Annotated in this window: 21 protein-coding genes and 1 riboswitch; of the genes, 10 read left to right on the top strand and 11 right to left on the bottom strand. The window is 65.5% G+C overall.

What is annotated here, in order from left to right:
- The first annotated feature begins 87 nt into the window (after window positions 1–87).
- Entirely contained in the window at window positions 88–2,061 is a 1,974-nt protein-coding gene (locus tag QW863_RS18765) for a pyrroloquinoline quinone-dependent dehydrogenase (protein WP_315768169.1), read from the top strand.
- Between the two features lie 15 nt (window positions 2,062–2,076).
- On the opposite strand, the gene QW863_RS18760 is transcribed toward QW863_RS18765, so the two are convergent.
- A complete protein-coding gene (locus QW863_RS18760; protein ID WP_315716061.1) occupies window positions 2,077–2,328 on the bottom strand; it encodes a PilZ domain-containing protein in 252 nt (83 codons plus the stop codon).
- A 144-nt stretch (window positions 2,329–2,472) separates the two neighbouring features.
- Entirely contained in the window at window positions 2,473–2,931 is a 459-nt protein-coding gene (locus QW863_RS18755) for a PaaI family thioesterase (protein WP_409977944.1), read from the bottom strand.
- A 260-nt stretch (window positions 2,932–3,191) separates the two neighbouring features.
- Here QW863_RS18755 and QW863_RS18750 point away from each other — a divergent pair, with 260 nt between their 5' ends.
- Together QW863_RS18750 and QW863_RS18745 are read left to right on the top strand one after the other, a co-directional pair.
- A complete protein-coding gene (locus QW863_RS18750) occupies window positions 3,192–3,488 on the top strand; it encodes a hypothetical protein (protein ID WP_315716062.1) in 297 nt (98 codons plus the stop codon).
- A 120-nt stretch (window positions 3,489–3,608) separates the two neighbouring features.
- Window positions 3,609–3,854 (top strand): hypothetical protein, encoded by a 246-nt coding sequence (locus QW863_RS18745; protein WP_315716063.1) that lies wholly within the window; start codon window positions 3,609–3,611, stop codon window positions 3,852–3,854.
- Between the two features lie 339 nt (window positions 3,855–4,193).
- On the opposite strand, the gene QW863_RS18740 is transcribed toward QW863_RS18745, so the two are convergent.
- Together QW863_RS18740 and QW863_RS18735 are read right to left on the bottom strand one after the other, a co-directional pair.
- Window positions 4,194–4,433 carry a DUF6894 family protein gene (locus QW863_RS18740; RefSeq protein ID WP_012045383.1) on the bottom strand — a complete coding sequence of 80 codons (240 nt, stop codon included), beginning with the start codon at window positions 4,431–4,433 and terminating at the stop codon, window positions 4,194–4,196.
- 1,261 nt (window positions 4,434–5,694) lie between these two features.
- On the bottom strand, window positions 5,695–5,988 hold the full coding sequence (locus QW863_RS18735) for a hypothetical protein (RefSeq protein ID WP_315716194.1): 294 nt from the start codon (window positions 5,986–5,988) through the stop codon (window positions 5,695–5,697).
- Window positions 5,989–6,570: 582 nt separating this feature from the next.
- Between QW863_RS18735 and recA the strand changes: the two genes are divergently transcribed.
- Window positions 6,571–7,665, top strand: a complete 1,095-nt coding sequence (gene recA, locus QW863_RS18730) for a recombinase RecA (protein ID WP_315716064.1) — start codon at window positions 6,571–6,573, stop codon at window positions 7,663–7,665.
- A 297-nt stretch (window positions 7,666–7,962) separates the two neighbouring features.
- Window positions 7,963–9,042 (top strand): DUF1835 domain-containing protein, encoded by a 1,080-nt coding sequence (locus QW863_RS18725; RefSeq protein ID WP_315716065.1) that lies wholly within the window; start codon window positions 7,963–7,965, stop codon window positions 9,040–9,042.
- Here QW863_RS18725 and gcvP read toward each other — a convergent pair.
- From gcvP to gcvT, 3 genes are all read right to left on the bottom strand, one after another.
- Window positions 9,021–11,894: an aminomethyl-transferring glycine dehydrogenase gene (gcvP, locus tag QW863_RS18720; protein WP_315716066.1), complete on the bottom strand. Its 2,874-nt coding sequence runs from the start codon at window positions 11,892–11,894 to the stop codon at window positions 9,021–9,023. The two genes, QW863_RS18725 and gcvP, sit on opposite strands and share 22 nt — an antisense overlap.
- Window positions 11,895–12,042: 148 nt before the next feature.
- Window positions 12,043–12,408, bottom strand: a complete 366-nt coding sequence (gene gcvH / locus QW863_RS18715) for a glycine cleavage system protein GcvH (RefSeq protein ID WP_315716067.1) — start codon at window positions 12,406–12,408, stop codon at window positions 12,043–12,045.
- A 9-nt stretch (window positions 12,409–12,417) separates the two neighbouring features.
- The gene (gene gcvT / locus QW863_RS18710) at window positions 12,418–13,566 is read right to left on the bottom strand and encodes a glycine cleavage system aminomethyltransferase GcvT (protein WP_315716068.1); all 1,149 of its coding nucleotides are present in this window, start codon (window positions 13,564–13,566) and stop codon (window positions 12,418–12,420) included.
- A gap of 145 nt (window positions 13,567–13,711) precedes the next feature.
- Window positions 13,712–13,823: riboswitch (glycine riboswitch) on the bottom strand.
- Window positions 13,824–14,004: 181 nt separating this feature from the next.
- Here gcvT and alaS point away from each other — a divergent pair.
- Both alaS and QW863_RS18700 read left to right on the top strand, forming a co-directional pair.
- The gene (gene alaS / locus QW863_RS18705; RefSeq protein WP_315716195.1) at window positions 14,005–16,686 is read left to right on the top strand and encodes an alanine--tRNA ligase; all 2,682 of its coding nucleotides are present in this window, start codon (window positions 14,005–14,007) and stop codon (window positions 16,684–16,686) included.
- Between the two features lie 2 nt (window positions 16,687–16,688).
- The gene (locus tag QW863_RS18700) at window positions 16,689–17,918 is read left to right on the top strand and encodes a cyclic nucleotide-gated ion channel (protein ID WP_315716069.1); all 1,230 of its coding nucleotides are present in this window, start codon (window positions 16,689–16,691) and stop codon (window positions 17,916–17,918) included.
- An 843-nt stretch (window positions 17,919–18,761) separates the two neighbouring features.
- Here QW863_RS18700 and QW863_RS18695 read toward each other — a convergent pair.
- Both QW863_RS18695 and QW863_RS18690 read right to left on the bottom strand, forming a co-directional pair.
- Window positions 18,762–19,400, bottom strand: coding sequence for a leucine-rich repeat domain-containing protein (locus QW863_RS18695; RefSeq protein ID WP_315768166.1), 639 nt, complete (start codon window positions 19,398–19,400; stop codon window positions 18,762–18,764).
- Window positions 19,401–20,121: 721 nt separating this feature from the next.
- A complete protein-coding gene (locus QW863_RS18690) occupies window positions 20,122–20,499 on the bottom strand; it encodes a tautomerase family protein (protein ID WP_315768164.1) in 378 nt (125 codons plus the stop codon).
- A 97-nt stretch (window positions 20,500–20,596) separates the two neighbouring features.
- Here QW863_RS18690 and QW863_RS18685 point away from each other — a divergent pair, with 97 nt between their 5' ends.
- From QW863_RS18685 to QW863_RS18675, 3 genes are all read left to right on the top strand, one after another.
- Window positions 20,597–21,454 (top strand): LysR family transcriptional regulator, encoded by an 858-nt coding sequence (locus QW863_RS18685; protein ID WP_315716073.1) that lies wholly within the window; start codon window positions 20,597–20,599, stop codon window positions 21,452–21,454.
- Window positions 21,455–21,886: 432 nt separating this feature from the next.
- Entirely contained in the window at window positions 21,887–23,236 is a 1,350-nt protein-coding gene (locus QW863_RS18680) for a carbohydrate porin (RefSeq protein WP_315768162.1), read from the top strand.
- A gap of 196 nt (window positions 23,237–23,432) precedes the next feature.
- On the top strand, window positions 23,433–24,632 hold the full coding sequence (locus QW863_RS18675) for an adenylate/guanylate cyclase domain-containing protein (protein WP_315716075.1): 1,200 nt from the start codon (window positions 23,433–23,435) through the stop codon (window positions 24,630–24,632).
- Between the two features lie 34 nt (window positions 24,633–24,666).
- On the opposite strand, the gene QW863_RS18670 is transcribed toward QW863_RS18675, so the two are convergent.
- On the bottom strand, window positions 24,667–25,059 hold the full coding sequence (locus QW863_RS18670; RefSeq protein WP_315768160.1) for a hypothetical protein: 393 nt from the start codon (window positions 25,057–25,059) through the stop codon (window positions 24,667–24,669).
- Window positions 25,044–25,361 (bottom strand): DUF3303 domain-containing protein, encoded by a 318-nt coding sequence (locus tag QW863_RS18665; protein WP_315768158.1) that lies wholly within the window; start codon window positions 25,359–25,361, stop codon window positions 25,044–25,046. The genes QW863_RS18670 and QW863_RS18665 overlap by 16 nt, the downstream gene beginning before the upstream one ends.
- Window positions 25,362–25,436: the final 75 nt, after the last annotated feature.

The raw sequence follows: 25,436 nt of genomic DNA, 5'->3' as shown, positions 1-25,436 counted from the left end.
CGTCGCTTCGGATGCAGTCTGCGGGAGGGAAGGGTCATGTCATTGCGTCGAGCAGGTGTTTGCGCGGTCCTCGTCGGGAGCCAGTTGATGGTCGTGCCGGCCCTTGGCTGGCAGCACTGGGGCGGCGATGCCGGTGGAACGCGGTTCTCGCCGCTGGCGCAGATCACGCCTTCCAATGTCGATCGGCTGGTGCCTGCCTGGGAATATCACACCGGGGATCTGCAGAGCCGGCCGCCCGCGGCAGCCTTGCGGACCAAGTTCGAGGCGACGCCGATCCTGGTCGAGGACAGCCTGGTGTTCTGCACGCCGTTCAATGAGGTGGTCGCGCTCGATCCCGGCACCGGCGTGCAGCGCTGGCGTTTCGATCCCAAGGCCGGTGACGGGCGGCGCCCGGCCAATCGCTATGCCTGCCGCGGCGTTGCCCATTGGGTGGACGAGCGGGCGCCGACCGGCGCGGCATGTCGCAGCAGGCTGTTCATGGGCACGGTCGATGCTCGCCTGATCGCCCTCGACGCGCAAACGGGACAGCCCTGCGCCGGCTTTGGATCGGACGGCGAAGTGCGGATCGACATTTCCAAGGATCTGCTATGGCCGGGCGAGTTCCAGATCACCTCGGCGCCGGTGGTGGGCGGGGGTGTCGTGGTGGTCGGCTCATCGATCGGCGACAATGTGCGGGTCGATGCGCCCAAAGGCACGGTCCGCGGTTTCGATGCGCGCACCGGCGCGCTGCGCTGGAGTTTCGATCCGTTGATCCATGACGGCATCGCTGCGGGACATGCGAACGTCTGGGCGCCGATGTCGGTCGACGAGACGCACGGCCTCGTCTTCCTTCCGACCTCGTCGCCCAGTCCGGATTTCTTCGGCGGTGCGCGTCCGGGTGACAACCGGCATGCCGATTCCGTGGTCGCTTTGCGGATTGAAAGCGGCGAACTGGCCTGGTCGTTTCAGACCACGCACCACGACGTCTGGGATTACGATCTGCCGGCGCAGCCGACGTTGGCCCGAATCGATGCCGGGCAGGGGGCGCGTGACGTCGTCATACAGCCGACCAAGCAGGGCTTCGTGTTCGTGCTCGACCGCGACACCGGCGCGCCGGTCTGGCCGGTGGAGGAGCGCGCAGTGCCGCAAGGCGCCGCCGAGGGTGAGGTTCTATCGGCGACGCAGCCATTTCCGACCCATGTGCCGCCGCTGCTCGATCAGCGCTTCGCAGCGGATGATATTTTCAGGGCCGTGCCGCGCGTCCTGGATTCCTCCTGCGACGATCAGCTCGCGTCATTGCGCAATGAGGGTTTGTACACGCCGCCCACGATCCAGGGCACGTTGCTGTTTCCGATGACCGGCGGCGGCGTGAACTGGGGCGGAGCGGCGTTCGATCCCGTCCATCAAATCCTCTACGCCAATGTCAGCCGTGCCATCCACATCGTCCGGCTGATCCCGCGTGCGGAAGCTGACGGGATGACGCCGCCGCGTGGTGTCGATGTCGGGCTGCAGCGCGGGTCGCCGTTCGCGGTGACGCGGGTGGTCGCCATGTCCAAGCTCGGCCTGTTGTGCAACCGGCCGCCATGGGGCGAAATGGTCGCGGTCGATCTCAAGGCCGGCAAGATCCTGTGGCGCTCGACCGTCGGTACCACCGAGGATCGCGCACCGCTCGGGCTGGCGTTCAAATGGGGCACGCCGCTCGTCAACGGCGTCGTGGTCACAGCCGGCGGCCTCGTCTTCACCGGCGCAATGGACGCCTATCTGCGCGCCTTTGATGCTGTCTCAGGTCAGGAGCTCTGGCAGGGCCGGTTGCCCGCGCCGGGCGTCGCCAATCCGATGACCTATGAATGGAAGGGCGAGCAATTCGTGGTGACCGCAGCCGGCGGCCATTCGGAGGCGGGAACGTCGCTCGGCGACAGCGTCGTGGCGTTTCGGCTGGCGCGCGATGGCGAAGGGCCCTCGCTGTGGTCACGGACGATTGATCGTCCGGGCGGACGGTTCGCCGCCGGCTCCCTGCTCGCGGCCGGGGTGCTGGCCGGCCTGTTGGTGGCGTTGTGGCGATGGCGCCTGCGGTGGGTCTAGCCCGCCGCGCCGCTATCAGTCGAATGCCACGCCGATCCGCTTGTCGTGGCTCCAGACTGCGTGGCAGCGCCGCGTGAATTTGTCGGCCGGGATCACCAGCGTGAAGGCTTCGGGCAGACCGACCGGACTGACCACCTCGACCCTGGCGCCGGTGTCGGACATGTTGCGGACCATGCAATCGACCGCGCCGCCGCCGTCGAATGCCAGCCTGCCCTGCTTCAGCACCCGATGCCTCGGTGCAATGCGCTTGTCACTCGTCTCGCTCATGGCCTGTATTCCGGTGCCGGACGGCGTCACCTTTCGCGTCAAAAGCACCTAAAATAAATCAGGCTCGCGTTTCGATCAGATGAATCCGGCGTGCGAAGCCCGGGCCCTCGCCTTCACGTTTCGTTAACCCGGCCAGGCCGCGGATCAGAGCATCGCGAAGGCGCTCGACACCATGGCCACTGGCTTGCCATCGCCGGCGCTGGTCAGTGTGACCCGGCCGAAGCTCATGGTGCGGCCCATCCGCACCACGCGCGCATCGGCCATCACGTCGGCGGAGGCAATGGCGCGCATGAAATGCGTGGTCTGGTCGACAGTGGTCATCGGCCGGTAGCCGCCGCTGGCGGTGACCATCCCGATCACCATCGCGGTATCGGCAAAAGCCATCAGCGCCTGGCCGCAGACGACGCCATTGTCGCGGCAGAGCCGCGGCGAAAACGGCATGCGCAGGATGGCGCCGGCTTCGCCCTGCGGAGACGGCGCGATGTCCTCGACGATCAAGCCAAGATCCTTGATCCAGGGCGCGAACACGTCATCGAGGATGCGCCTCGCGTCGTCGGTGGTGAAGTTCAGGGTCTCGTTCGGCACGCGCGGAGGTCCTTCCATGATCGTGTCATCGACGTGTCTTGGCATCGACTTGCCTCGCCGCGATCGGCGGAGCTGCCGGAATGTTGCCGCAGAGCGGCGGCTTGAAAAGGCCGGAGTTGGAAAACTATGATGATGGCCTGCCGTGGAACAGACGGGAGGTGCGCGCAGACGATGCGGCCGTGAACATCCCGACCTGCGCTCCACCGTTCCGGCACAGTGCCGCGGGCTTGGCGCATGGCGAAGCGATGGTATAAGGCGCCTATACCGGGGAGTAACCAATGAAGAAGCTGATCGTGACGATGGCGGTCGCCGTGCTGGCCGGCTGGGCGGTGCCCGCAATGGCGCAGATGCCCAACATCAACCTTCTCGCCGACGGTCCCTCCAAGTCGCCCGAGGAGAAAGAGGCCGAAGCGGCGCGGGAGCAGGCCTACAGGGACACCATGCGCAAGATTCCTGACGCCAAGACGAGCACCGATCCCTGGGGCAACGTCCGGGCGGCGGAGCAGCCCAAGGCGGCGCCTGCCATGAAGACCACCGCGGCCAAGAAGCCGAAGGCTGTCGGCAGCACCAACTGAGATTTATCGCGCTCGGGTCGGGCGGGCTCTGACCCTCCCGGGCCCGCTTGCCGATTGCGGACTCGGATTCTTCGCGGCCCCGTCTATATTGATGGTGTGGCAGCGCGTTGGAGTTCGTCGATGGGGATGCGCCCCCGGGACATTGCCAGCCGGATGGCGGCCCGGCGCCAGAAGGGCGCCCCGCAGGCTCGCGACGGCTACGTTCGCGACACGTTCACGCTGCCGCGCGAGCAAGCGCGCGCCAAGGCCCGCGACTATCTGACCCGCTATCCCAAGGCCGGCTACATGAGCGCCGTCGAAAGCTGGCGCGAGCTTCCCGATGGGGCCATCGAGTTCACGATGCGGCGGCTTCCCAGCGCCGATTGAACGATTGCGGCGAGCGCCTCATTCCTTTTCGCCGAGAAGCTTGCGTGTATCGCGATTGATGAAATGAAGCCGCGTGCAGGCCTTGCAGACCACGGTTTCATAGGAGCACGTGGGATCGCCTGGCTTCGGCTCTTCCAGCCAATGCTGCACGTTCATCCCCGTTCGCGGACATTTGAAGATCAGATTACCCATACAAATTTAAATGTCTGCCAAGATGCAGACAGGCATTTTGATCTCGATCAAGTTCGGCTGCCGAAATGAAGAGCAGTCAACCTCGCTGGCCACAATCTTCGGTGGCGGTTTTCGCCGATGACGATCCATAAGATGTGTGGCGAGCCGTCAGGCCTGATCCAGCGACTCGGCGACGATCCGGATGCGGAAGACCGGCTGCCTTGCCTCGTCGAGCAGCTCCATCTGCCATTCGGAGTTTTCGGCGAGCTTGCGCGAGATGCTGCTGGCCATGTCGGCGCAGACGGTGGTCATCTCTTTCCAGGCTGCGTTGCGGTCGGCGCACTCGGTCCCATACTCGGACGCGCCTGAGAAGTGGCCGTTGCGGATACGAAAGAAATAGAGCGGCATTGCCAAAACCGGTGAGCCCTGACCGCCCCAGGCCGCTGGGTTTGATGTACGCACCACAAATGGAAGCGCAAAACCCACTCGGATCAATTCCGGTAAAATACGGTCGGTCGCGCTGTTCGCTTCCGTTAGGCTGATTGCCATGGGTGATGTGCGGCGCAACCGGACGAATCGCGGGCCAACGAATGAGCCTCGGACCGCTGCGGTCCGAGGCTCGGCGTCAACGTCGTAGCTTCCCAGCGAGGGCAGTTCGGCAGTGACACGATTAAATTAGTGCGAAATCTGTAGGCGTGCCTTGCGTCAGATCAAGGTTGCAATCTCGATCGGCCGCCGTGGGACGCGCACCTGGCTGTGGTCGAAGATCCGTTCCGGCACGGCTGTCAGTCGGTAGGCGATCTGCGTCGCGCCGTCGACCATTTCCAAGAGTTCATCGCAGGCCGGACAACGCCTCTCTCCCGCGGCGTCTTGCTGCGAGTGAAGCTCGATCCTTTGAAGGCCGGCCCTGCAGGACGGGCACGTCACGTCATTTGTTGTCATCGCCAATATGAAGCGCAACGCACGCGATCCGTTCCCCGACATCACGACAATGACGGAGGGAGATGCATCCCGAGCGGAGCTATCAACGTCGAAAGCCCCGGACGTCGTCCGGGGCTTTCTTTCGGCGCGGATGGTTTCAGGGCCGTGCGCCTACGTGTGACGGAGCCTGCAAGTGCGGGAGCTGACAGGCTGCAAGGGATCGGTCGACGGCACACCAAAGGCGATAAACTAGACGATGTGCGGCGACCATCATCGCAACGAACAAACAAATCCGGGGCTGATCAAAAATCTGCTCAGACGTACGACAACCACGATTCTATAACGCAACCCAAAGTTTATGACAATGGTTTGTGGCTTGAAGATGTCGTGAGCGCCGGCGCGCGTGATGCGGATCACGCGGGTTTTTTCCGGGCCATTCCTCGGGCCGGCATGAGGAGCCGCGCCAATGGCGCGCTAACGCATTCTTGGGCAGGGTCCGACACGGGGGCGTCCGAGGTTCGTCGCTTCATCTGTCGTCCGTCATATGGTGGCCGTCGAGTGCTTGCACGCCACGTGATGCGGAACCTGATGGCCGGCCGCCGCTTGCGCGCGGCTGCGCGTCTGCATCGAAATCGTGCGCCTGCACGCACGACGAGCCGAACAAAAGCAGAAGAGGCGATGGAACTTCGTTCCTCTCAGGAGAACCACGGAATGTGCGATCTACGCACGCGTGTAGGAGTTGGTAGTTTCAAGGAAAAGACCTGACAAGCACGATCGGTCCAACGATTGCGGCGTTGAAGTCGGCGAGGTCTTCGCTGGGAATCCAGTACTCGCGATGCTTGCGGCCGCCGGCCTCGCGCACCTCGTAGGTGTCGATGAAGCCTCGCAGGATCGCAAAGCGCAGCACGTGGCCGGCGCCGCTCGCCGGCACGTTCCAGTCCCGTGCGATCTTCACGGCATAGTCCTCGGTCAGCACCGGGTAGAAGATCGGCTGCTCCGGAAGGCGCGGCGGAAACGCACGCATGCCCGACGCCTCGATCAAGGCAAGCTCCTTTGGGCCGACAGGGCGCCACAGCGTGAGGGTCTGTTCGTTGTTGGATCCGGTCATGCTGGTTCCGAAAATTGGAAGCGGTCTGCGAGGCTCAGAGAGAAGGACCAGCAGGATGATAGGGCACGGCCGAGACGACAATAACTACTTATAATTGATTTTGTGTATGCCGCAGGCGTGGAAAGCGAGGTTGGAGCGCTCGCGCAGGCTGGTCGTAGTCCGCGCGATCACCGGTCGGCGGCCGCGCCGTTCGCGCGCATGGCTTCCGCCTCCAGCCGGATCGGGATCCCTTCGCAGTCGCCGTCATCCAGCATCCCGCATGCCGTACTTCGCTTCCGGGCGCGCTGATCGGGCAGCGCTCCCTCGCTGGTGCGCGGTGCACCGCGCGCCGGCCCTCGGCCCTCGAGCGGCAGGCGTGTCTCCCGCGGGTTGTCAGGGGTTTGTGAAAGAGAGGTGTGAATGTCGAGAAGAACATATTGCGAACAAAGAACGGATGGAGTACATTCACCTCAAGATTGCTGGCCGACCTCGTTAACCGTTTGTCCATCCCGCGAATCCCCGCCATAAGGAGCGCCAATGTCCGCCACCGCCCTGCGTATCGTCGAAGGTTCCTCCATGGATAAGAGTAAGGCGCTCTCCGCTGCGCTGTCCCAGATCGAGCGTCAGTTCGGCAAGGGCTCGGTGATGAAGCTGGGCAAGAACGACCGTTCGATGGATGTCGATACGGTGTCCAGCGGCTCGCTCGGGCTCGACATCGCGCTCGGCATCGGCGGTCTGCCGAAGGGCCGCATCGTCGAGATCTACGGGCCGGAATCCTCGGGCAAGACCACGCTGGCGCTGCACACGGTGGCGGAAGCGCAGAAGAAGGGCGGCATCTGCGCCTTCATCGATGCCGAGCATGCGCTCGATCCGGTGTATGCGCGCAAGCTCGGCGTGAACATCGACGAGCTTCTGATCTCGCAGCCGGATACGGGTGAGCAGGCGCTGGAGATCTGCGACACCCTGGTGCGTTCCGGTGCGGTCGACGTGCTGGTGGTCGACTCCGTGGCGGCGCTGGTGCCGAAGGCCGAGCTCGAAGGCGAGATGGGCGAGTCGCTGCCGGGCCTGCAGGCCCGCCTGATGAGCCAGGCGCTGCGCAAGCTGACGGCCTCGATCAACAAGTCCAACACGATGGTGATCTTCATCAACCAGATCCGCATGAAGATCGGTGTGATGTACGGCTCGCCGGAGACCACCACCGGCGGCAATGCGCTGAAGTTCTATGCCTCGGTCCGCCTCGACATCCGCCGCATCGGCGCGATCAAGGAGCGCGACGAGGTGATCGGCAATTCCACCCGTGTGAAGGTGGTGAAGAACAAGCTGGCGCCGCCGTTCAAGCAGGTCGAGTTCGACATCATGTATGGCGAGGGCGTCTCCAAGATGGGCGAGATCCTCGATCTCGGCGTAAAGGCCGGCATCGTCGAGAAGTCCGGCGCCTGGTTCTCCTACGATAGCCAGCGTCTCGGGCAGGGACGTGAGAATTCGAAATCGTTCCTCAAGGCCAATCCGGACATGACCGCCAAGATCGAAGCCGCGATCCGCCAGAACTCCGGCCTGATCGCCGAGCAGATCCTGGCCGGCAACGCCGAGCGCGACGCCGACGCCGACGGCGAGGAGCCGACGGAGGAGTAGAGGTAAGACGGCGGCGGGTGCCGTGGACGTTGCGTTGCCGACGTTCCGGCGCCCGTTTGCAGATGTGTGGTGTTCTGCCGAAATCTGCGGTTGCTGCATGACCGAATGCAGTGAGCCTGAGTTTCCGAGCGCCGGATACGATCTTCAGCGCGAATAATCGAATGCGTGCGCGCGGACGAGCGGACCGGATCCGCGCGGCGGCACCGACATTTCCGACGCCAGTCCTGGGCGCCGGGAGCCGATCGCGAGCGTGTTGATAGCGTCTTGAGCCAATCAGGTCGTGCCGGAGCCAACAGCATGACGCGTTTGATTCTAGCGGCCGATGATCCCAGCGCCGGAGCGCTTCGGAGAGGCGGCTTTGCCGACCTAGTGGTGCCAATTCTCCATCGTTTCGTATGGGGACCGTTGCCATCAGATGCCGAGTTATCGGCTTATCTCGTCCAGCGCACCGCGCGACCGAAGCGCGGGCATTGGTTGGATTTCGCCTCGCGTGGCGACTTCATGGCGGTCGGCGGGCGGAGTCAGAGTTTTCTCGAACTTGTCGACCGTTGCGATAGCGTCGAGCTGTGGATGGGGACCCGTCCGAACGACCAGTTGGTGCTGATCTGGCTCTTGGACTATCTGCGCCATCACGCGGAGATCGCGACGAAGATCGTATTGCGGCATGTCGATGTCCCGCTATCCGATGCCCCGGCCGGGCGACTCGCCGGTCGGGCCATTGCCGGCGTAGAGCTTGCGCGTGAGCATCTCGATTTGGGCCATCTGGCATGGCAGGCGTTTCGGGCGCCCACGCCGCAAGCCTGGTTCGATCTGTTGAAGCAGGATCTCAGTGCACTGCCGCAGCTTCGCCGCTGCTTGCAGGAGATGCTCGATGAGCTTCCTGGTGTTGCGACGGGCCTGGGAGCATCGGAGCTGAGAATCCTCGAATTGCTGTCAGCCGGCTATCAGCACCCATTCGACCTGTTGCCGCATCATCGGGATCGCTTTCAACGCCGCGTCTATGACTATTGGGAGGGAGGCGCGTTGCTCGACGGTCTGGCACTGGCGCCGGCGCCGGCAATTTCGGGCCTCGCCGAACGGCCGTTCTCGGTCGAGATGCACGACAGCCGTGAACGCCTCGAGCGCTACAAGGCGAGCACGCTGTCGCTGACGCCGCTCGGCAAGGCGATCCTGGCCGGCGAGGAGGATTTCAGCAGCCATAATCCGATCCGGCGCTGGTGGGGCGGCACCGAATTGATCAACGCCAATCTCTGGCGTTGGCATGCGGTGCTCATCGCTCCGGATCCCGACACGCCTCACGTCATTGATTGTCGCGAGCCGTGGCGCCCGATCCACTGGAACATGCGTGAGGAGGCTTACTCCGCCGCCTGGGCGTAGTCCGCCACCGGCGGGCATGAGCACACCAGATTGCGGTCGCCGTAGACGTTGTCGACGCGGCCGACCGGACACCAGTACTTGTCGGTGCGCGAGGTGCCCGCGGGGAAGCAGCCCTCGCTGCGCCGGTAGGCCCTGTTCCAATCGTCGTCGGCGATGTCGTGCACCGTGTGCGGCGCGTGGCGCAGCGGCGAGGCCTCGATTCCGAAGCGGCCCTGTTCGACCTCGGCGATCTCCTTCCGGATCGCGATCATGGCGTCGCAGAAGCGGTCGAGCTCCGCCTTGGACTCCGATTCCGTCGGCTCGATCATCAAGGTGCCCGCCACCGGGAAGCTCATGGTCGGCGCGTGGAAGCCGTAGTCGATCAGCCGCTTGGCGATGTCGTCGACGGTGACGCCGCTGCTCTGCTTGAGCGGCCGCGGGTCGATGATGCATTCATGCGCGACGCGGCCGCGCTCGTTGCGGTAGAGCACCGGAAAATGCGCATCGAGCCGCGCCGCGACGTAGTTGGCGTTGAGGATCGCAATCTCGGTGGCGCGGGTCAGGCCGTCGCCGCCCATCAGCAGCATGTAGATGTAGGAGATGGTCAGGATCGAGGCCGAGCCGTAGGGGGCGGCCGAGACCGGCCCGATCGGATGCGCGCTCGCGCCGTCGGTCGCAGGGTGACCGGGCAGGAAGGGCGCCAGATGCGCCTTCACGCCGATCGGGCCCATGCCCGGGCCGCCGCCGCCATGCGGAATGCAGAAGGTCTTGTGCAGGTTGAAATGGCTGACATCGGCGCCGTAATCGCCGGGTCTGGCGAGGCCGACCTGCGCATTGAGGTTGGCGCCGTCGAGATAGACCTGTCCGCCGTGGGCATGGACGATGTCGCAGATGTCGCGGATGTGCTCCTCGAACACGCCATGCGTCGAGGGATAGGTGATCATGATGGCGGCGAGCTTGGCGCTATGCGCTTCCGCCTTGGCCTTGAGATCGGCGAGATCGACATTGCCGCCTGCATCGCAGCCGACCACGACCACCTCCATGCCGGCCATGTGCGCCGAGGCCGGGTTGGTGCCGTGGGCGGAGGAAGGAATCAGGCAGATGGTGCGATGGCCCTCGCCGCGGGCGGCGTAGTAGCCGCGGATCGCCAGGAGGCCGGCATATTCGCCCTGCGCGCCCGAGTTCGGCTGCAGCGACACCGCGTCATAGCCGGAGATCCGGCACAACCAGTCGGTCAGATCGGCGAACATCGTATGATAGCCGGCGGCCTGCGCGCGCGGCACGAACGGGTGCAGGCTGGCGAATTCCGGCCACGTCAGTGGAATCATCTCGGTCGTCGCGTTCAGCTTCATCGTGCAGGAGCCGAGCGGAATCATCGCGCGATCGAGCGCGAGGTCGCGGTCCGCGAGCTTGCGCAGATAGCGCAGCATCTCGGTCTCGGAGCGATGCGCGTGGAACACCGGATGGGTCAGGAACGGCCGCTGCCGCTTGAGCTCGGCCGGCAGAGCCTCGCGCGCTTCCGCCTCGATCGTCGTGTAGGAGAGCTCGCCGCCGAAAGCGCGCCAGACGGCTTCGACGACATCGGCCGTCGTGGTCTCATCGAGCGCGATCCGCAGCCTGCTGCCGTCGCGCCCGAGATTGATCCGCTCGCCTTCCGCGCGGGCGATGATCGACTCGGACTTGGCGCCGGCCTCGACGGTGACCGTGTCGAAGAAGGCCTCGCTTTCCGGCGCAAAGCCGAGCTTGCGCAGCCCTGCAGCCAGCACCGCGGTCCGCCGATGCGCGGTGCGGGCGATCGCCTTCAGCCCGTCGGGGCCATGATAGACCGCGTACATCGCGGCAATCACCGCCAGCAGCACCTGCGCCGTGCAGATGTTCGAGGTCGCCTTCTCGCGGCGGATGTGCTGCTCGCGGGTCTGCAGCGCCAGCCGATAGGCGGGAGCCCCGCGTGAATCGACGGAGAGGCCGACGATGCGGCCGGGCAGCGACCGCTTCAGCGCATCGCGCACCGCCATGTAGGCCGCATGCGGTCCGCCATAGCCCATCGGCACGCCGAAGCGCTGCGCCGAGCCGATCGCGATGTCGGCGCCGAGTTCCCCCGGCGAGGCAATCACGGTCACCGCCAGCAGGTCGGCGGCGAGGATCGCGAGCGCGCCCTTGTCATGCAGCTTGGCAATCGCGGCGCGCGGATCGCGCAGCGCGCCCGTCGTGTCCGGATATTGCAGCAGGCCGCCGAACACCTCGGTGCCGTCCAGATCCTCGGCGGGGTCGCCGACGATCAGCTGCCAGCCGAGCGGCTCCGCGCGGGTGCGCAGCACCGCCAGCGTCTGCGGATGCACGTTCCGATCGACGAAGAACGCCTTGGTCTTCGCCCGCGCCGAACGCTCGGCCAGAGCCATCGCTTCCGCCGCCGCCGTGGCCTCGTCGAGCAGCGAGGCGTTGGCGACGTCGAGCCCGGTGAGATCGCAGATCATGGTCTGGAAGTTGAATAGCGCCTCCAGCCGGCCCTGGCTGATCTCCGGCTGATAGGGAGTGTAGGCCGTGTACCAAGCCGGGTTCTCCAGGATGTTGCGCTGGATCACCGCCGGCATGAGCGTGCCGGAATATCCCTGGCCGATCAGCGAGGTGAAGACCTGATTCCGTGCGGCGAGTGCGCGCATGTGTGACAATGCTTCGGGCTCGCTCAGCGCCGGCTCGAGGGTGAGCGGCGCCGTCTGCCGGATCGTGCCGGGTAGCGTCTGCGCCATCAGCTCCGCCACGCTCTTGGCGCCGACGGTCTCCAGCATCGCCGCGACGTCGCGCGGCGAGGGACCGATATGGCGGCGGGCGAAGCTGGTGGCGGCATCATCGAGCGGCTTGAGCGGCGTGGTCATGAGCAAATCCTCTATGCCTCGTCATGCCCCGCGACGGCGGGGCATCCAGTAAACATCGATGGTGAGATCAGGCGGAGAGAGCGCGGCGTACTGGATCGCCCCCTCGAGCCGGGCGATGACAGTGGTGAGTGTCGCCGCACCGCACGTCTCACGCCGTATGCGCCTTGTAGGCGGCCTCATCCATCAGGCCGCCGAGTTCGCCCCGGTCGGCGATCTTGAGCTTGAAGAACCAGGCCTTGCCGCCGGCGTCGGTGTTGACGAGCGCCGGCTCGTCGACGATCGCCTGGTTGACCTCGACCACCTCGCCGGTGATCGGCGCGTAGACGTCCGAGGCGGCCTTGACCGATTCGACCACCGCGGCGGCTTCCGACTTCTTCAGCGCGCGGCCGACCTGCGGCAGCTCCACGAACACGACGTCGCCGAGCTGGGCCTGCGCATAGTCGGTGATGCCAATGGTGGCTGTGTCGCCATCGATGCTGAGCCATTCATGGTCGGAGGTGTAAAGCGTGGTCATGGACGTCCTTCAGCGCTTGTAGGTGTTGGGAACGAAGGGCATGGCGGCGACGCGCAGCGGCAGGCGTTGGCCGCGCACATCGGCGAACAATGGGGTGTCGAGCGCAGAGAGAGTGGTCGGCACGTAACCCATCGCGACCGGAGCATTCAGCGTCGGGCCGAAGCCACCAGAGGTGACCTGGCCGACCGGCTCGGCTGAATCGGCCGACGCGAACAGCGCAGCTCCCTCGCGCACCGGCGCGCGGCCCTCGGGCCTCAAGCCGACGCGGCGGCGTGTCGCACCGCCATCGAACTGGGCAAGGATCTTGTCAGCGCCGGGGAAGCCGCCGGCGCGCGCGCCACCGCTGCGGCGGACCTTCTGCACCGACCACTCCAGCGCGGCCTCGACCGGGGTCGTCGCCGTGTCGATGTCGTGGCCATAGAGACAGAGCCCGGCCTCGAGCCGCAGGCTGTCGCGGGCGCCCAGTCCGATCGGCAGCACGTCCTTGTCCGACAGCAGCGCTTCGGCGAGCTGCTCGGCCTTGGCGGCGGGAACGGAGATCTCGTAGCCGTCCTCGCCGGTGTAGCCGGAGCGCGAGACGTAGCAGGCGAGCCCGTCGACCGTGCGCGGGCCGGAATCCATGAAACGCATGCCCTCGGCATCAGCGCAGAATTTTGCCAGCACGCTCGCGGCCTTCGGCCCCTGCAACGCCAGGAGTGCCCGGTCGTTCAGCGGCTGCACCTCGCAGACGTCGGACAGCCCGTCGCGCAGCAGCTCGATGTCGGCGTCCTTGCAGGCGGCGTTGACCACCAGCACCAGGTGCTCGCCGAAATTCGCCACCATCAGGTCGTCGAGGATGCCGCCGTCGGCGCTGGTGAACTGGGCATAGCGCTGCCGGCCCGGGGGAATGCCGATGACGTCCTGAGGCACCAGCCGCTCGAGCGCGGCTGCGGCGTCGGCGACTTTGCCGGATTTCGGCACCAGCGCGACCTGGCCCATGTGGGACACGTCGAACAGTCCGGCCGCGCTGCGGGTATGGAGGTGTTCCTTGAGCACGCCGGGCGCGTACTGCACCGGCATCTCATAGCCCGCGAAGGGCACCATCTTGCCGCCAAGGCTGACGTGCAGCGCATGGAGCGGCGTTCGCTTCAAAAAAGGGGAGGCAGCCGGTTCAGCCATCGATCAGGGGTCCTCGCGCGGTTCCTCGGGACCAGTCCCGAAAAACGCCACCGAAGCCCCATCTGTCGCTGTGCCTGAGAGTATTATCCCGTCGGCGGACGCGTCCCGGTCAAAACCGGACAAGCGTCTCTTTCCAGATGCAGTATCAGTCGCGAGGGTCCTTTTGCCTGAGAGTTTCCGGGGCGGTTGCTCCTTCGGCGCCGACCCTTGACGTTCAACCAGAACCTCAAAAGGCCAGTCTCTCCCGACGCGACTGTCGTCTATGTCTGGGACCAAACACCAGCCCGCGCAAGCTGTCAACGCGTCACGGCGGCTTTCAACCAGCTTTAGGAGCCGTGCAGCAAGCCCATGATGTTTCTGCACAGTTTCTGGACACGCGAAGTTGCCTTGTCTAAAAGCATTGCCGCCGAATTCCCGGACTTCTTCGATTGGATTGCTATGAGCGGCGTCAACGAGATCAGGTCGACCTTCCTCAATTTCTTCGCTGCGAACGGCCACGAGATCGTGCCGTCCTCGCCGCTCGTGCCGCGCAACGACCCGACCCTGATGTTCACGAACGCCGGCATGGTGCAGTTCAAGAACGTCTTCACCGGCGTCGAGAAGCGGCCCTACAACCGCGCCACGACGTCGCAGAAATGCGTGCGCGCCGGCGGCAAGCACAACGATCTCGACAATGTCGGCTACACCGCCCGGCACCACACCTTCTTCGAGATGCTCGGCAACTTCTCCTTCGGCGACTATTTCAAGGAGAACGCCATCGAGCTCGCCTGGAAGCTCGTCACCAAGGAGTTCGGCCTCCCGAAGGACAAGCTGACCGCGACCGTCTACATCGATGACGACGAAGCGTTCGGGCTCTGGAAGAAGATCGCGGGCCTGCCGGAATCGCGCATCATCCGCATCGCCGGCTCGGACAATTTCTGGCAGATGGGCGACACCGGCCCGTGCGGCCCGTGCTCGGAGATCTTCTACGACCACGGCGACAAGATCTGGGGCGGCCCGCCCGGCTCGCCGGAGGCCGATGGCGATCGCTTCATCGAGATCTGGAACCTCGTGTTCATGCAATACGAGCAGCTCGAAGGCGGGGTCCGCAATCCGCTGCCGAAGCCGTCGATCGACACCGGCGCCGGCCTGGAGCGCGTTGCCGCGGTGCTGCAGGGCAAGCACGACAATTACGACATCGACCTGTTCGTCGCCCTGATCCGCGCCATCGCCGACCTCACCAATGCCGACCCGCAGGGCCCGCAGAAGGCGTCGCTCCGCGTCATCGCCGACCATTTGCGCGCCTCGTCGTTCCTGATCTCGGACGGCGTGCTGCCCTCGAACGAGGGCCGCGGCTATGTGCTGCGCCGGATCATGCGCCGCGCGATGCGCCACGCGCAGTTGCTCGGTGCCCGCGAGCCCTTGATGCACAAGCTGGTCGGCACGCTCTCGCGCGAGATGGGCCAGGCCTATCCGGAGCTGATCCGCGCCGAGGCGCTCATCAAGGAGACGCTGCGGCTCGAAGAGACCCGCTTCCGCAAGACGCTGGAGCGCGGGCTGGCCATCCTCGACGAGAAGTCGGCCTCGCTCTCGAAGGGCGACATGTTCGACGGCGACGTCGCCTTCACGCTGTACGACACCTACGGCTTCCCGCTCGATCTCACCCAGGACGCGCTGAAGTCGCGCGGCATCAGCGTCGACCAGGCTTCCTTCACCGACGCCATGGACCGCCAGCGTGCCAAGGCGCGCGCGGCCTGGGCCGGAAGCGGCGAGGCTGCGACCGAGACCGTCTGGTTCCCGCTGCGCGAAAAGCTCGGCGCCACCGAGTTCCTCGGCTATGAGACCGAGACCGCGGAGGGCGCGGTCACCGCGCTGGTCAAGAACGGCGCCGAGGTCGACAGCCTCAAGGCCGGCGAGAGCGGCGTCATCGTCCTGAACCAGACCCCGTTCTACGGCGAGTCCGGCGGCCAGGTCGGCGACACCGGCCTCATGACCGGCGACGGCGTCCGCGTGCGCATCACCGACACCCAGAAGAAGGCCGGCGACCTGTTCGCGCACATCGGCACCGTGGAGCAGGGCACGCTCAAGCTCGGCGCGGCGCTGCAGCTCGACGTCGACCACACCAGGCGCTCGGCGATCCGCGCCAACCACTCGGCGACCCACATCCTGCACGAGGCGCTGCGCCAGGTGCTCGGCGACCACATCGCCCAGCGCGGCTCGCTGGTCTCTCCGGACCGCCTGCGCTTCGACTTCGTCCATCCGAAGCCGATCACCCCGGATGAGCTCGCCCGCGTCGAGGACATCGCCAACGACGTCGTGCTCGAGAATGCCGAGGTCACGACCCGGCTGATGGGGCTCGACGACGCCCGCGAGGCCGGCGCCCGCGCGCTGTTCGGCGAGAAATATGGCGACGAGGTCCGCGTCGTCTCGATGGGCAACGCCGCGCGTGATCACGGCAATAACGCCATGGGCTGGTCGGTCGAGCTGTGCGGCGGCACCCATGTCAGGCGCACCGGCGACATCGGCCTGATCGCGGTCACCTCGGAGAGCGCGGTGGCGTCCGGCGTCCGCCGCATCGAGGCGCTGACGGCGCGCGGCGCGCGGGCGCATGCCAACCACAATCTCTCGCTCGCCAAGGCGGCGGCGGCCGAGCTGCGCACCACGGTCGAGGACGTGCCGGCGCGCATCACCGCGCTGATGGAGGAGCGCAAGAAGCTGGAGCGCGAGCTGTCGGATGCGCGCAAGAAGCTCGCGATGGGCAGCGGCACCTCGATCGGCAATGGCTCGCCTGCTGCCGGCGTCCGCGACGTCGGCGGCGTGAAGCTGATGGCGCGCGCGGTCACCGGCATCGAGATGAAGGATCTGAAGTCGCTGGCCGACGACGCCAAGAAGCAGCTCGGCTCCGGCGTGGTCGCGCTCGTCGCGACCTCGGAGGACGGCAAGGCCGGGGTCGTGGTCGGCGTCACCGCCGATCTCACTTCGCGTTTCAATGCGGTCGACCTCGTGCGGGCTGCGTCCGAGGCGCTCGGCGGCAAGGGCGGCGGCGGCCGTCCCGACATGGCCCAGGCCGGCGGTCCCGACGGCTCCAAGGCGGAGGCTGCGCTGGCCGCGATCGAGAGCGCGATCAGCAAGGCAGGCTGATCGTGCCGACGCTCGGGCCGGGCGAGAGCGTTCGCGATCCCGATCTGCGCGACCGGCTGTACGAGCTGCTCGAGCACGACCATCTGCCGAGCACGCACGGCTCGCGCGTCGTCCAGTTCATCGTGCTCGTCATCACGCTCGATGTGCTGGCGGTGGTGCTGGCCTCCGACCCGGACATCGCGGCCGCCATTGGCGGATTGCTGCGAGCGATCAAGGTCTGTTCGCTGATCGTGTTTGCCGTGGAGTATGTCGCTCGGATCTGGAGCGTGGCGGGGCACATGCCGCGGCGCCAGTCGCCGCACCGGGAGCGGCTCGCCTACGCCTTGTCAGCGCTCGGCGTCATCGACCTCCTGTCCTTCGTGCCGGCCGCGATCGCGCTCGTGCTCGGCGACCGCAGCTTGGAAGCGGTGTGCATCGTGCTGCCGTTCCTCAAGCTGGTGCGCTATTCGCCGGCGCTGCGCTCGCTGCTGTCGGCGGTGCAGGCCGAGCGGCGCATCCTGATCGGCTGCCTCGTCATCCTGGCCGGCGCGGTGCTGCTGTTCGCCTCGCTGCTCTATGCGGTCGAGCGCGACGTCCAGCCCGACAAGTTCGGCACCATCCCGCATGCGATGTGGTGGGCAATCGTGACGCTCGGCACGGTCGGCTATGGCGACGTCGTGCCGGTGACGCCGCTCGGCCGCATCATCACGGTGTTCGCGATCATCTGGGGCTTCGCCATGATCGCGCTGCCGGTCGCGATCATCTCCACCGCGTTCGCCGAGGAGATCAAGCGGCGCGACTTCGTCGTCACCTGGGGCATGCTGGCGCGGGTGCCGCTGTTCTCGCATCTTTCGGCGTCCGAAATCGCCGACATCATGCGGCTGCTGCGTGCACGCACGATCGAATCCGGCGAGGTGCTGGTGCGGCGCGGCGATGCCGCCTCCTCGATGTATTTCATCACTGCCGGCGAGGTCGAGATCGAGCTGCCGACGCAATGCGTCAAGCTCGCCGACGGCACGTTCTTCGGCGAGATCGCGCTGCTGCACCGGACCAAGCGCTCGGGCACCGTGACGGCGACGCGCAAGACCCGGCTGCTGGTGCTCGACGCGCAGGATTTCCACGCGCTCATCGCGCGCATGCCGGCGCTGGCCGCGCATGTCCGGACCATCGCCAAGGCGCGCATGGCCGATTCCGGCGACCTCGCCCTCGCCGAGCTGTCGCAGGCCGAGCACGACGACCAGACGGACGGGTAGGGGCGGCGCGCGGATTCCGTACGTCGTTGGCGAAGGCAGGCGCAGAGCAGGCGCGCGTCTCATTCCATCTTCCAACGAGTCAAACAGCCGGGCGCGCGCGCACCATCCCGCGGCGCGATTGCACCCAGGAGATGCGGAAGACGTCCGCCCTCGATAGTGATGAGGGCGCAGGGAATGCCGGATGAGGGCCTCACCCATGGCCCGCCTGCTGAAAAAATGCAGGCGGCAGGTACCACAGGCAAAGCCGGTTCATCCGGCATTCCCTGCGCGGCGGTTTTAACGCTTATACGCGATCTCCTCGGTGCACCGGGCTTGTTGGCCACCGTGCGCGACGACGCGCGTCTCGCTCGCCGCCGCGGGGACACCAGCTTCGGGGTGTCAGGACCACGCGACTTCACGTCCGCGAGCGCATCGTTCGTCCGCGCATGAAGCGCGCTGATGCCCTCACGTCCACCGCATTGCCGGCCCAACGTTTCGTGACGACGCGTACGCCCCTCATCCGGACCGGAACGAAGGGAGAATAGACATGATCTGCTGATTTTCGGAAGTAGTTTATTTTTGCGCGAAGCTCTTGAAATGAGCGATGATATTGAAGTCGCTGACGAAACGCGCCGTTCCGGCGAGCGCCGATCGGGGGGCGGAGGAGACCGATTTCGTTGCATGAAAGGCCGGGACGCTGCTCGTCGGGCAAATCAACGAACAGGAGGTCACGACCGAATTCGACCCCATCGCTCTGACCTGCGCGGCGCAGCAAGCCGGCGGCTGTCTGCGGTACAACGGCCATGGCGCTCAGGCGTTCGAGACGGCAGCTTGAGACCAGAGTGCACGTTGCAAACGCAAGCGTTACAGGTAAATCGCGCAACCTCGTTCCTTGAGCTCAGCGAACCAGTCCGGGTGGGAAATCGTCGTCACCCAGCGCAGATCGAGCTTTTCGAGGCGTGGAAGCTTGAGCAGCGCTTCCGGCAATGCGGCGACAGGGTTCCCTCTCAAGTCGATCTGCCGCAGCTCCACCATTGAACCGATCTCTTCCGGCAAATGGGTCAAGCTGTTGTTCCTGAGATGCAGCTCACGCAGCCGCGTCAGCTTGGAAATGGTCGTCGGCAGAGTCGTCAGGCGATTGTCGGTCACGCGAAGTTCGAGAAGTCCCGACATCTCGGTAACCGCGTCGGGCAGCCTCTCGAATTCGTTTGCACTGATGTTGAGGTAGCGCAGCCGGGTAAGTCGCCCCAACGACGGCGGAATCTCTTTCAGCGCGTTGTCGTGCAAGTACAGGAAGTCGCTCAGGCCGACGAGTTCGCCTAGCGCAGCCGGAATCTGCCGCAACAGGTTATGGCCCAGGTCCAGCGTTCTCAGGGCGCGCAGCTCGCCGACCCTGTCCGAGAGCTCCACCAGGCGATTGTCGGCCAGCACGAGCGATTGCAGGTTCGTCCGATCCCAGACATGATCCGGCACGGCGCCGAGCGCCTGTTTCCACAAGGACAAGTGCAAGTCCGACGCGTTCCTCACGGCCGGATCATGCCTCGACTTCACCCGGAGACCAAGGGCGCTTCTGGCCCGTCTCGGGCCTTTCGGTCCGCGGCGGAGGTTTACGCTATCAGGGTGCAACTGGAAATAAGCTGGCAGTGACGCCACAAGGCAGTTTTTGACCCGAAGCCGGCTGACCCTCGGCTGACGCGTAACTGGTGCTTACACACTTAAACCGCACAACTGCCGATGCAATTCTGATGGGCTGGATGTCATGGGGATCGATGCCTTGAGAACGGCAATTGCATTGCTGCTTGTTGCCGCGGCGCTGTTAGTATCAGCACGGGCTGAGAACGACAGACTGCGTCGAGTGGTCTCTAACCTCAAAGCCTGCGTCCGCACGTATGCACCAACAGCCAAAGCCGCTGGGGTTAAGACAGGAGGCGACGCCGTCAACTTCTTCATCGAGACATGCGGCCCATCGCCCAGTCATCTTGCGCCAGAGAACGTGGGCGCGATCCCTCCTGGTCTGCTTCGGGACGCCGTTCGCGATGAGTGGAATGCCCTCGTTCAAGATGCGCAGCCTCGCTAGGACGTACGACGCGCTCTCTCCTTGTCATTGCGAGCGCAGCGAAGCAATCCAAACTGTCTCTCCGAGGGATTCTGGATTGCGTCGCTGCGCTCGCAATGACGCGCGCAGACATCGTGCTTCCAGGCGAGCCGCCCGCCACCGATCGCCTCACGCAAATTGCGCGAGGCCGTGGCCGACCGACCAGTTCTCCTTGGCGGCATCGAGGATGGTCACGAACAGGTCGTCCGGCCGGATGCCGGGGCTGTCCCCGAGCAGGTCGGCGATGCGTCGGAACAGCGCCTTCTTCTGCTCTCGCGTGCGGGTGTTGAAGACGGTGATCTGGATGTAGACGAGATCGTCGCTGCGGTTGATGCCGAAGGCGTTGCCATAGCGGAAGTTTGCGGGATCGTGCTCGGTGATGGTCATGAACTGATCGTCCTCAGGCACGTCGAGCGCCTCGCGCATCGCCCGGTAGAGGCTGTCGAAGATCGCCTGCCGGTAGGCCTCCGGCTTGCCCGCGCGCAGCGAGATGTGAAGCAGCGGCATCCCTAGTCCTTTCATCCGTGATGTCGGCTGAGAGGTTAGATGCGGCGGTGCGGTTCGGGTATGCTGGGGATCGAGATATCAGTCATAATGGCTGGAAATGACCGAACATCCGCTCGACCTGGACGAGGTCCAGGCCTTCGTCCGCATCGCCGAGCTCGGCAGCTTCACCCGCGCCGCCGAGGCGATGCAGACGACCCAGGCCGCGATCAGCCTGAAGCTGCGGCGGCTCGAGAACCGGCTGGGGTGCCGGCTGATCGAGCGCACGCCGCGTCATGTGCAGCTCTCGGAGCGAGGCAGGGTCTTCCTCGATCCTGCCCGTCAGCTGCTGGCAGCGCACGACCGCGCGCTCGCGGTGTTCGCCGGTGTGCGGCAGCGTCTGATCATCGGCATCAGCGACCATGTCGCCGGGCCAGAGCTGCCGGCGCTGATCGCGCGCATGAACGACCATGATCCGCATCTCGTGGTCGAGATCCGCATTGGATCGTCGGCCGACCTGCTGCAGAGCTACGACCGGCGCGAGCTCGAGGCGGTGATCGTCCGCCTGCATGCCGGACGCAGCGATGGCGACCTCGTGGCCGAGGAGAAGTTCGGCTGGTTCGCTGGCCCGGATTGGGAGCCGCGCGCGGGCGAGCCGTTGCCGGTCGCGACCATGGCCGAGCCGTGCGGCGTGCGCGCGATGGCTGCGCAGCATCTCGATGCGGCCGGCGTGTCCTGGGCCGAAATCTTCGTCGGCGGCGGCGTTGCAGCGGTTGTCGCGGCCGTCACGGCCGGGCTCGGCGTTGCCGCACTCGCGCCGCGCATGCTGCCATCGGGCGCGGTCGATGTCGGCGCAAGGCTCGGATTGCCGGAGCTGCCCCGGCTGCCGGTCGTGCTGCACACGCGGGTCAGGGACGGCCGAGCGCGCGCGGCGCTCGATGCCCTCGTGGCGGCCTTCCGAAGCGCGGTGCGGGCGTGATGCATGCGACGCGTGCCGCGGCGCAGGTGATGGAGCCTGGAGCTGAGATGAACTCCGAACGCTATTTCGGCGGCCGGATTGATGTCCTGCTCGCGGATGGATCGCGCGTGCCCGCGCGCAGATCTGATCGCTCTTGGAATTGGCTCTTCAGGAGTCGCCGGGTGGAATTGACGTAAGCCTTATTCCGCAGTGCGGCATGTGACACTCATGTCACAGTTACGGTTATACCGACTCCCAAATATAATATGACTATTCAAAGGCGCCTCGGCGCTTGCTAGGATTGCCATCCAATCTCAGGTTGACGAAATCGCCCCTCGAATGGGCGGCGGCCGGGGATTGAGCCGTGGGGAAGCGCGTGCCGGGACGGAGGCTCTGGGCCGGGCGCGACAGAACAACATCCAGAGCCTGGGGACGCTGCGAGGAGCAGGAAAAATGAGTGGGTTCGCGACGACCGCGCGCATGTGCGGCGTAGGGGTTGCTTTGTCTTGTTTGTTGGGTGGCGGTGGTGCGGTCGCGGCCGATCTGCCGACGAAGGCGCCGCCGATTCCCTATGCGGGTGTCGATGATTTCTGGACGCGGCCGTATCTGTTCGGCGATCTCGGCCGGACCAGGCTGAAGGAGCAGGGCATCTCGCTCGCGCTCACGCTCGGCGACGAAGCCGTCACCAATCTGTCGGGTGGCTCGCGCAACACCGCGGCCAATGCCGGGCAATTGTGGTTCGAGGCCAAGTTCGACATGGCCAAGCTCGCCGGCATCCAGGGCGGCATGATCGGCGTGACGCTGGTCGATCGCTTCGGCAAGAATCTCAACAGCGAGGCCGGCATTCCGGCGCTGCAACTGACCAACGAGGTGTTCGGCCGCGGCAACATCCTGCGCCTCACCGAGTTCTACTATCAGCAGAAGCTGTTCGACGACCGCCTCGTGCTCAAGGGCGGCCGGCTCCCGGTCGGCTCCGACTTCTTCTTCGGCCAGTGCGAGTTCATCAACCTGACCTTCTGCGGCGGCCAGCCGGGCAACATCCAGGGCGGCTACATCTACAACTGGCCGGTGAGCCAGTGGGCCGGCGTCGTGCACTACAACTTCACCAAGGAATGGAAGCTGTCGGTCGGCGTCTACGACGCCAATCCGAACTATCTGACGACGTCGGACGCGGGCGTCTATCTCGCGCCGGGCATTCCGCGCTCGAATCCGGCCGCAGGCGTCTTGGTGCCGGTCGAGGTGGTGTATGAGCCGAGCGGTCCGCTCAACGGCACCTGGCGCGTCGGCGGCTGGTATGACAGCGCCTCGACCATCGACGGCGGTCTGCCCGGCATCACCGGCGTGTATGCCGGCGGCCCCGGCGTCGGCGATCAGAACCTCAGCAGCCAGCGCGGCCGCTACGGCTTCTACGAATCGATCCTGCAGCGGTTGACGGTCGAGGGTCCCAAGGCGCAGGGCTGGTACACCTTCCTCAACACCAGCGTCGCCGATCACCGCACCGCGTATCAGGACTACCAGATCTCCTGGGGCGTCAAGCACACCGGCACCTTCTCGTTCCGTCCCGACGACGAGGTCGGCTTCGCGGTCGGCACCACGCATGTCAACTCGGCGGCGCTGACGCCGAATGCGGGCGGCAACGAGGTGCCGATCGAGGCCTGGTATGGCTGGCAGGCGACCGGCTGGATGAACCTGAAGTTCGACGCCCAGTATGTCATCAATCCGGGCGGGCGGGGCTTCAATGGCGCCGGTGTCAAAACCGGCAATGCGGTGGTTCTCGGCCTGCGGACGGTGGTGCACTTCTGATCCTGTGATGTGAGCCGATGGGGCGGGTGTGCAGCATCCGCCCCACCGCGTGAGGCGTCCCCGGCTCACCGAACCGATGAGGAGCCGGCGCATCCTGCCCATCCGGGTGGGCCGCGATGCGATGACGTCGATTGACTCTTTCGCATTGCGGCACGACATCTCCTGGACCGCGACGCCGAGCCGCCAGGAGATCGCCATGACCGCAACAGACGTCCATCTCGCCCCTGGCCAGCGCCTGGGCGACGAGGTCGTGGACTGGCTCACCAACGGCACCCGCGACGAGCGCTTCATCGACAACATCTTCGCGCAGATGTGCATCCGGCTGCAGCGCGCCGGCATTCCGCTCAAGCGCGCCTCGCTGCACGTTCAGATCAACCATCCGCAATGGCTCGGCGCCCGGATGCTGTGGAGCGACGGCATGCAAGGGGCCGAGATCGCCCGCATCGACTACGACGTCCGCGAGCGGTCCGAATTCATCGGCAGCCCCGGCGCCGAAATCTACGGCGGTGCCGAGGAGATTCGCGAAGATCTGGCGCGCGATCCCAGGCTCGGCCGTCAGCATGCGATCTATGACGAGATGCGGGCGCAGGGGCTGACCGACTACGTCGCCTGGCCGATGTATCACACGCTCGGCAAGCGGCATTTCGTGACGTTCGCGACCGATCGCCACGGTGGCTTCGACCAGGCCGACATCGACGCGCTGCAGCGGCTGCTGCCGGTGCTGGCGCTGGTCAGCGAGATCCGCATCAAGAACCGCCTGGCGCGGACGTTGCTGGAGACCTATGTCGGGCCGCATGCGGCCGAGATGGTCCTGGCGGGAGCGACGCGGCGCGGCAGCGGCACGACGGTGCGCGCTGCGATCATGATCTGCGACCTCAGAGACTTCACCAGGATCTCCGACAACTGGCCGCGCGATGACGTCATCGATCTGCTCAATGGCTATTTCGACGCGATGGTGGAACCGATCACGCAGCACGGCGGCGAGATCCTGAAATTCATCGGCGACGGCCTGCTCGCGATCTTTCCACTCACCGAGCCCGCAGCCTGCGCCAACCTGCTGCATGCCGTAACCGGCGCCCGCAAGGCGATGGCGGAGCTGAACGCGCGCCACGCCGAGACCGGCCGCGCGCCGCTCCGCTACGGCATCGGCATCCATGTCGGTGACGTGATGTACGGCAACATCGGCTCGCAGACACGTCTGGATTTCACGGTGATCGGACCCGCGGTCAACATGGCCTCGCGCATGGAGGCGCTGACCAAGCAGGTCGGCCGTCCCGTGCTGATGTCGCGTGCGTTTGCCGAGCTCGTCGAGGGCCCGTTCGCGCTGGAGCGCGTCGGCGAATTTCCGGTACGCGGCTTCAGCGACCCGATCGAGCTGTTTTCGTTCGAGGGGTAGCGAATTCGGGCAGGGCCGTGTCGATCGACTGAGCCTAGCCCAGCCGGGGCGGGTGCCAGAAAACAACATCCGGCGCGAACAAGACGATTGCGATGGCGATGGGCCCTCCGGCAACCAAGATCATGATGATCGCCCGCGACGACAGTCTTTGGGCATGCGGAAGGAAGGTCAGTGCGCGGATGGCTGCTCCGGTCAGGAAGCCTGCTCTCGCAATCGGCAGCAGCGGAATGGCGAGCAGATCGTTGAGTGTACAGGTGCTGTGACAACGATCCGACGCTGGCGACCACCAATGCCGTATCCCGTCGAACACAGTCAGCAGCACGACGATCAGCGTCGCCACGAGCAACGCCCGCCACGACGGCATTAGAACAGCGATCGCGTAGGAGACGATGCATGCGGCGAGCACCTGCGTCAGGATGTCGAGCATCGTCCGCCCGCGAGTGGATTCTCATCCAAAAAGGGCGCCACCACCTCGCGCGTCTCCGCGCTGGTCACGACCGGGACGATCTCGAACGTCATGCCGGTGTCGCGGGCGTTGGACAGGATCCATTGCTGCAGCAGGCGTGCGTCGTCGCATTCCATCAGCTGGAAGCAGCGGTCGAAGTTCGGCTCGATCCAGCTGCCGAGATATTTGAGGCCATCGGGAAACGTGATGCCGGGATCGCGCACGCGGCGGTAGACCGGAATCGGATCGCGGTCCTTGAAACGTTCGATCACCATGAACAGCATGCGCGCCTCCGGTTGCCGCCCATTGTGGGCGAGTTCGCGCGCCTGTTCCAGATCGCCCCGGTTGTCTCGTCTCCG

The sequence above is a fragment of the Bradyrhizobium sp. SZCCHNR1017 genome (assembly GCF_032381375.1).
Classification (GTDB): Bacteria; Pseudomonadota; Alphaproteobacteria; order Rhizobiales; family Xanthobacteraceae; genus Bradyrhizobium.
Note: the sequence above shows the minus strand (reverse complement) of the source record. Positions and strands in the feature narration are given on the sequence as shown.

Excerpts from the sequence above, each read along its gene's own strand:
- QW863_RS18765 (WP_315768169.1), top strand. The coding sequence starts at position 88 with ATGGTCGTGCCGGCCCTTGGCTGGCAGCACTGGGGCGGCGATGCCGGT.
- QW863_RS18760 (WP_315716061.1), bottom strand. The coding sequence starts at position 2,328 with ATGAGCGAGACGAGTGACAAGCGCATTGCACCGAGGCATCGGGTGCTG.
- QW863_RS18755 (WP_409977944.1), bottom strand. The coding sequence starts at position 2,931 with ATGGAAGGACCTCCGCGCGTGCCGAACGAGACCCTGAACTTCACCACC.
- QW863_RS18750 (WP_315716062.1), top strand. The coding sequence starts at position 3,192 with ATGAAGAAGCTGATCGTGACGATGGCGGTCGCCGTGCTGGCCGGCTGG.
- QW863_RS18745 (WP_315716063.1), top strand. The coding sequence starts at position 3,609 with ATGGGGATGCGCCCCCGGGACATTGCCAGCCGGATGGCGGCCCGGCGC.
- QW863_RS18740 (WP_012045383.1), bottom strand. The coding sequence starts at position 4,433 with ATGCCGCTCTATTTCTTTCGTATCCGCAACGGCCACTTCTCAGGCGCG.
- recA (WP_315716064.1), top strand. The coding sequence starts at position 6,571 with ATGTCCGCCACCGCCCTGCGTATCGTCGAAGGTTCCTCCATGGATAAG.
- QW863_RS18725 (WP_315716065.1), top strand. The coding sequence starts at position 7,963 with ATGACGCGTTTGATTCTAGCGGCCGATGATCCCAGCGCCGGAGCGCTT.
- gcvP (WP_315716066.1), bottom strand. The coding sequence starts at position 11,894 with ATGACCACGCCGCTCAAGCCGCTCGATGATGCCGCCACCAGCTTCGCC.
- gcvH (WP_315716067.1), bottom strand. The coding sequence starts at position 12,408 with ATGACCACGCTTTACACCTCCGACCATGAATGGCTCAGCATCGATGGC.
- gcvT (WP_315716068.1), bottom strand. The coding sequence starts at position 13,566 with ATGGCTGAACCGGCTGCCTCCCCTTTTTTGAAGCGAACGCCGCTCCAT.
- alaS (WP_315716195.1), top strand. The coding sequence starts at position 14,005 with ATGAGCGGCGTCAACGAGATCAGGTCGACCTTCCTCAATTTCTTCGCT.
- QW863_RS18690 (WP_315768164.1), bottom strand. The coding sequence starts at position 20,499 with ATGCCGCTGCTTCACATCTCGCTGCGCGCGGGCAAGCCGGAGGCCTAC.
- QW863_RS18685 (WP_315716073.1), top strand. The coding sequence starts at position 20,597 with ATGACCGAACATCCGCTCGACCTGGACGAGGTCCAGGCCTTCGTCCGC.
- QW863_RS18680 (WP_315768162.1), top strand. The coding sequence starts at position 21,887 with ATGAGTGGGTTCGCGACGACCGCGCGCATGTGCGGCGTAGGGGTTGCT.
- QW863_RS18675 (WP_315716075.1), top strand. The coding sequence starts at position 23,433 with ATGACCGCAACAGACGTCCATCTCGCCCCTGGCCAGCGCCTGGGCGAC.
- QW863_RS18670 (WP_315768160.1), bottom strand. The coding sequence starts at position 25,059 with ATGCTCGACATCCTGACGCAGGTGCTCGCCGCATGCATCGTCTCCTAC.
- QW863_RS18665 (WP_315768158.1), bottom strand. The coding sequence starts at position 25,361 with ATGCTGTTCATGGTGATCGAACGTTTCAAGGACCGCGATCCGATTCCG.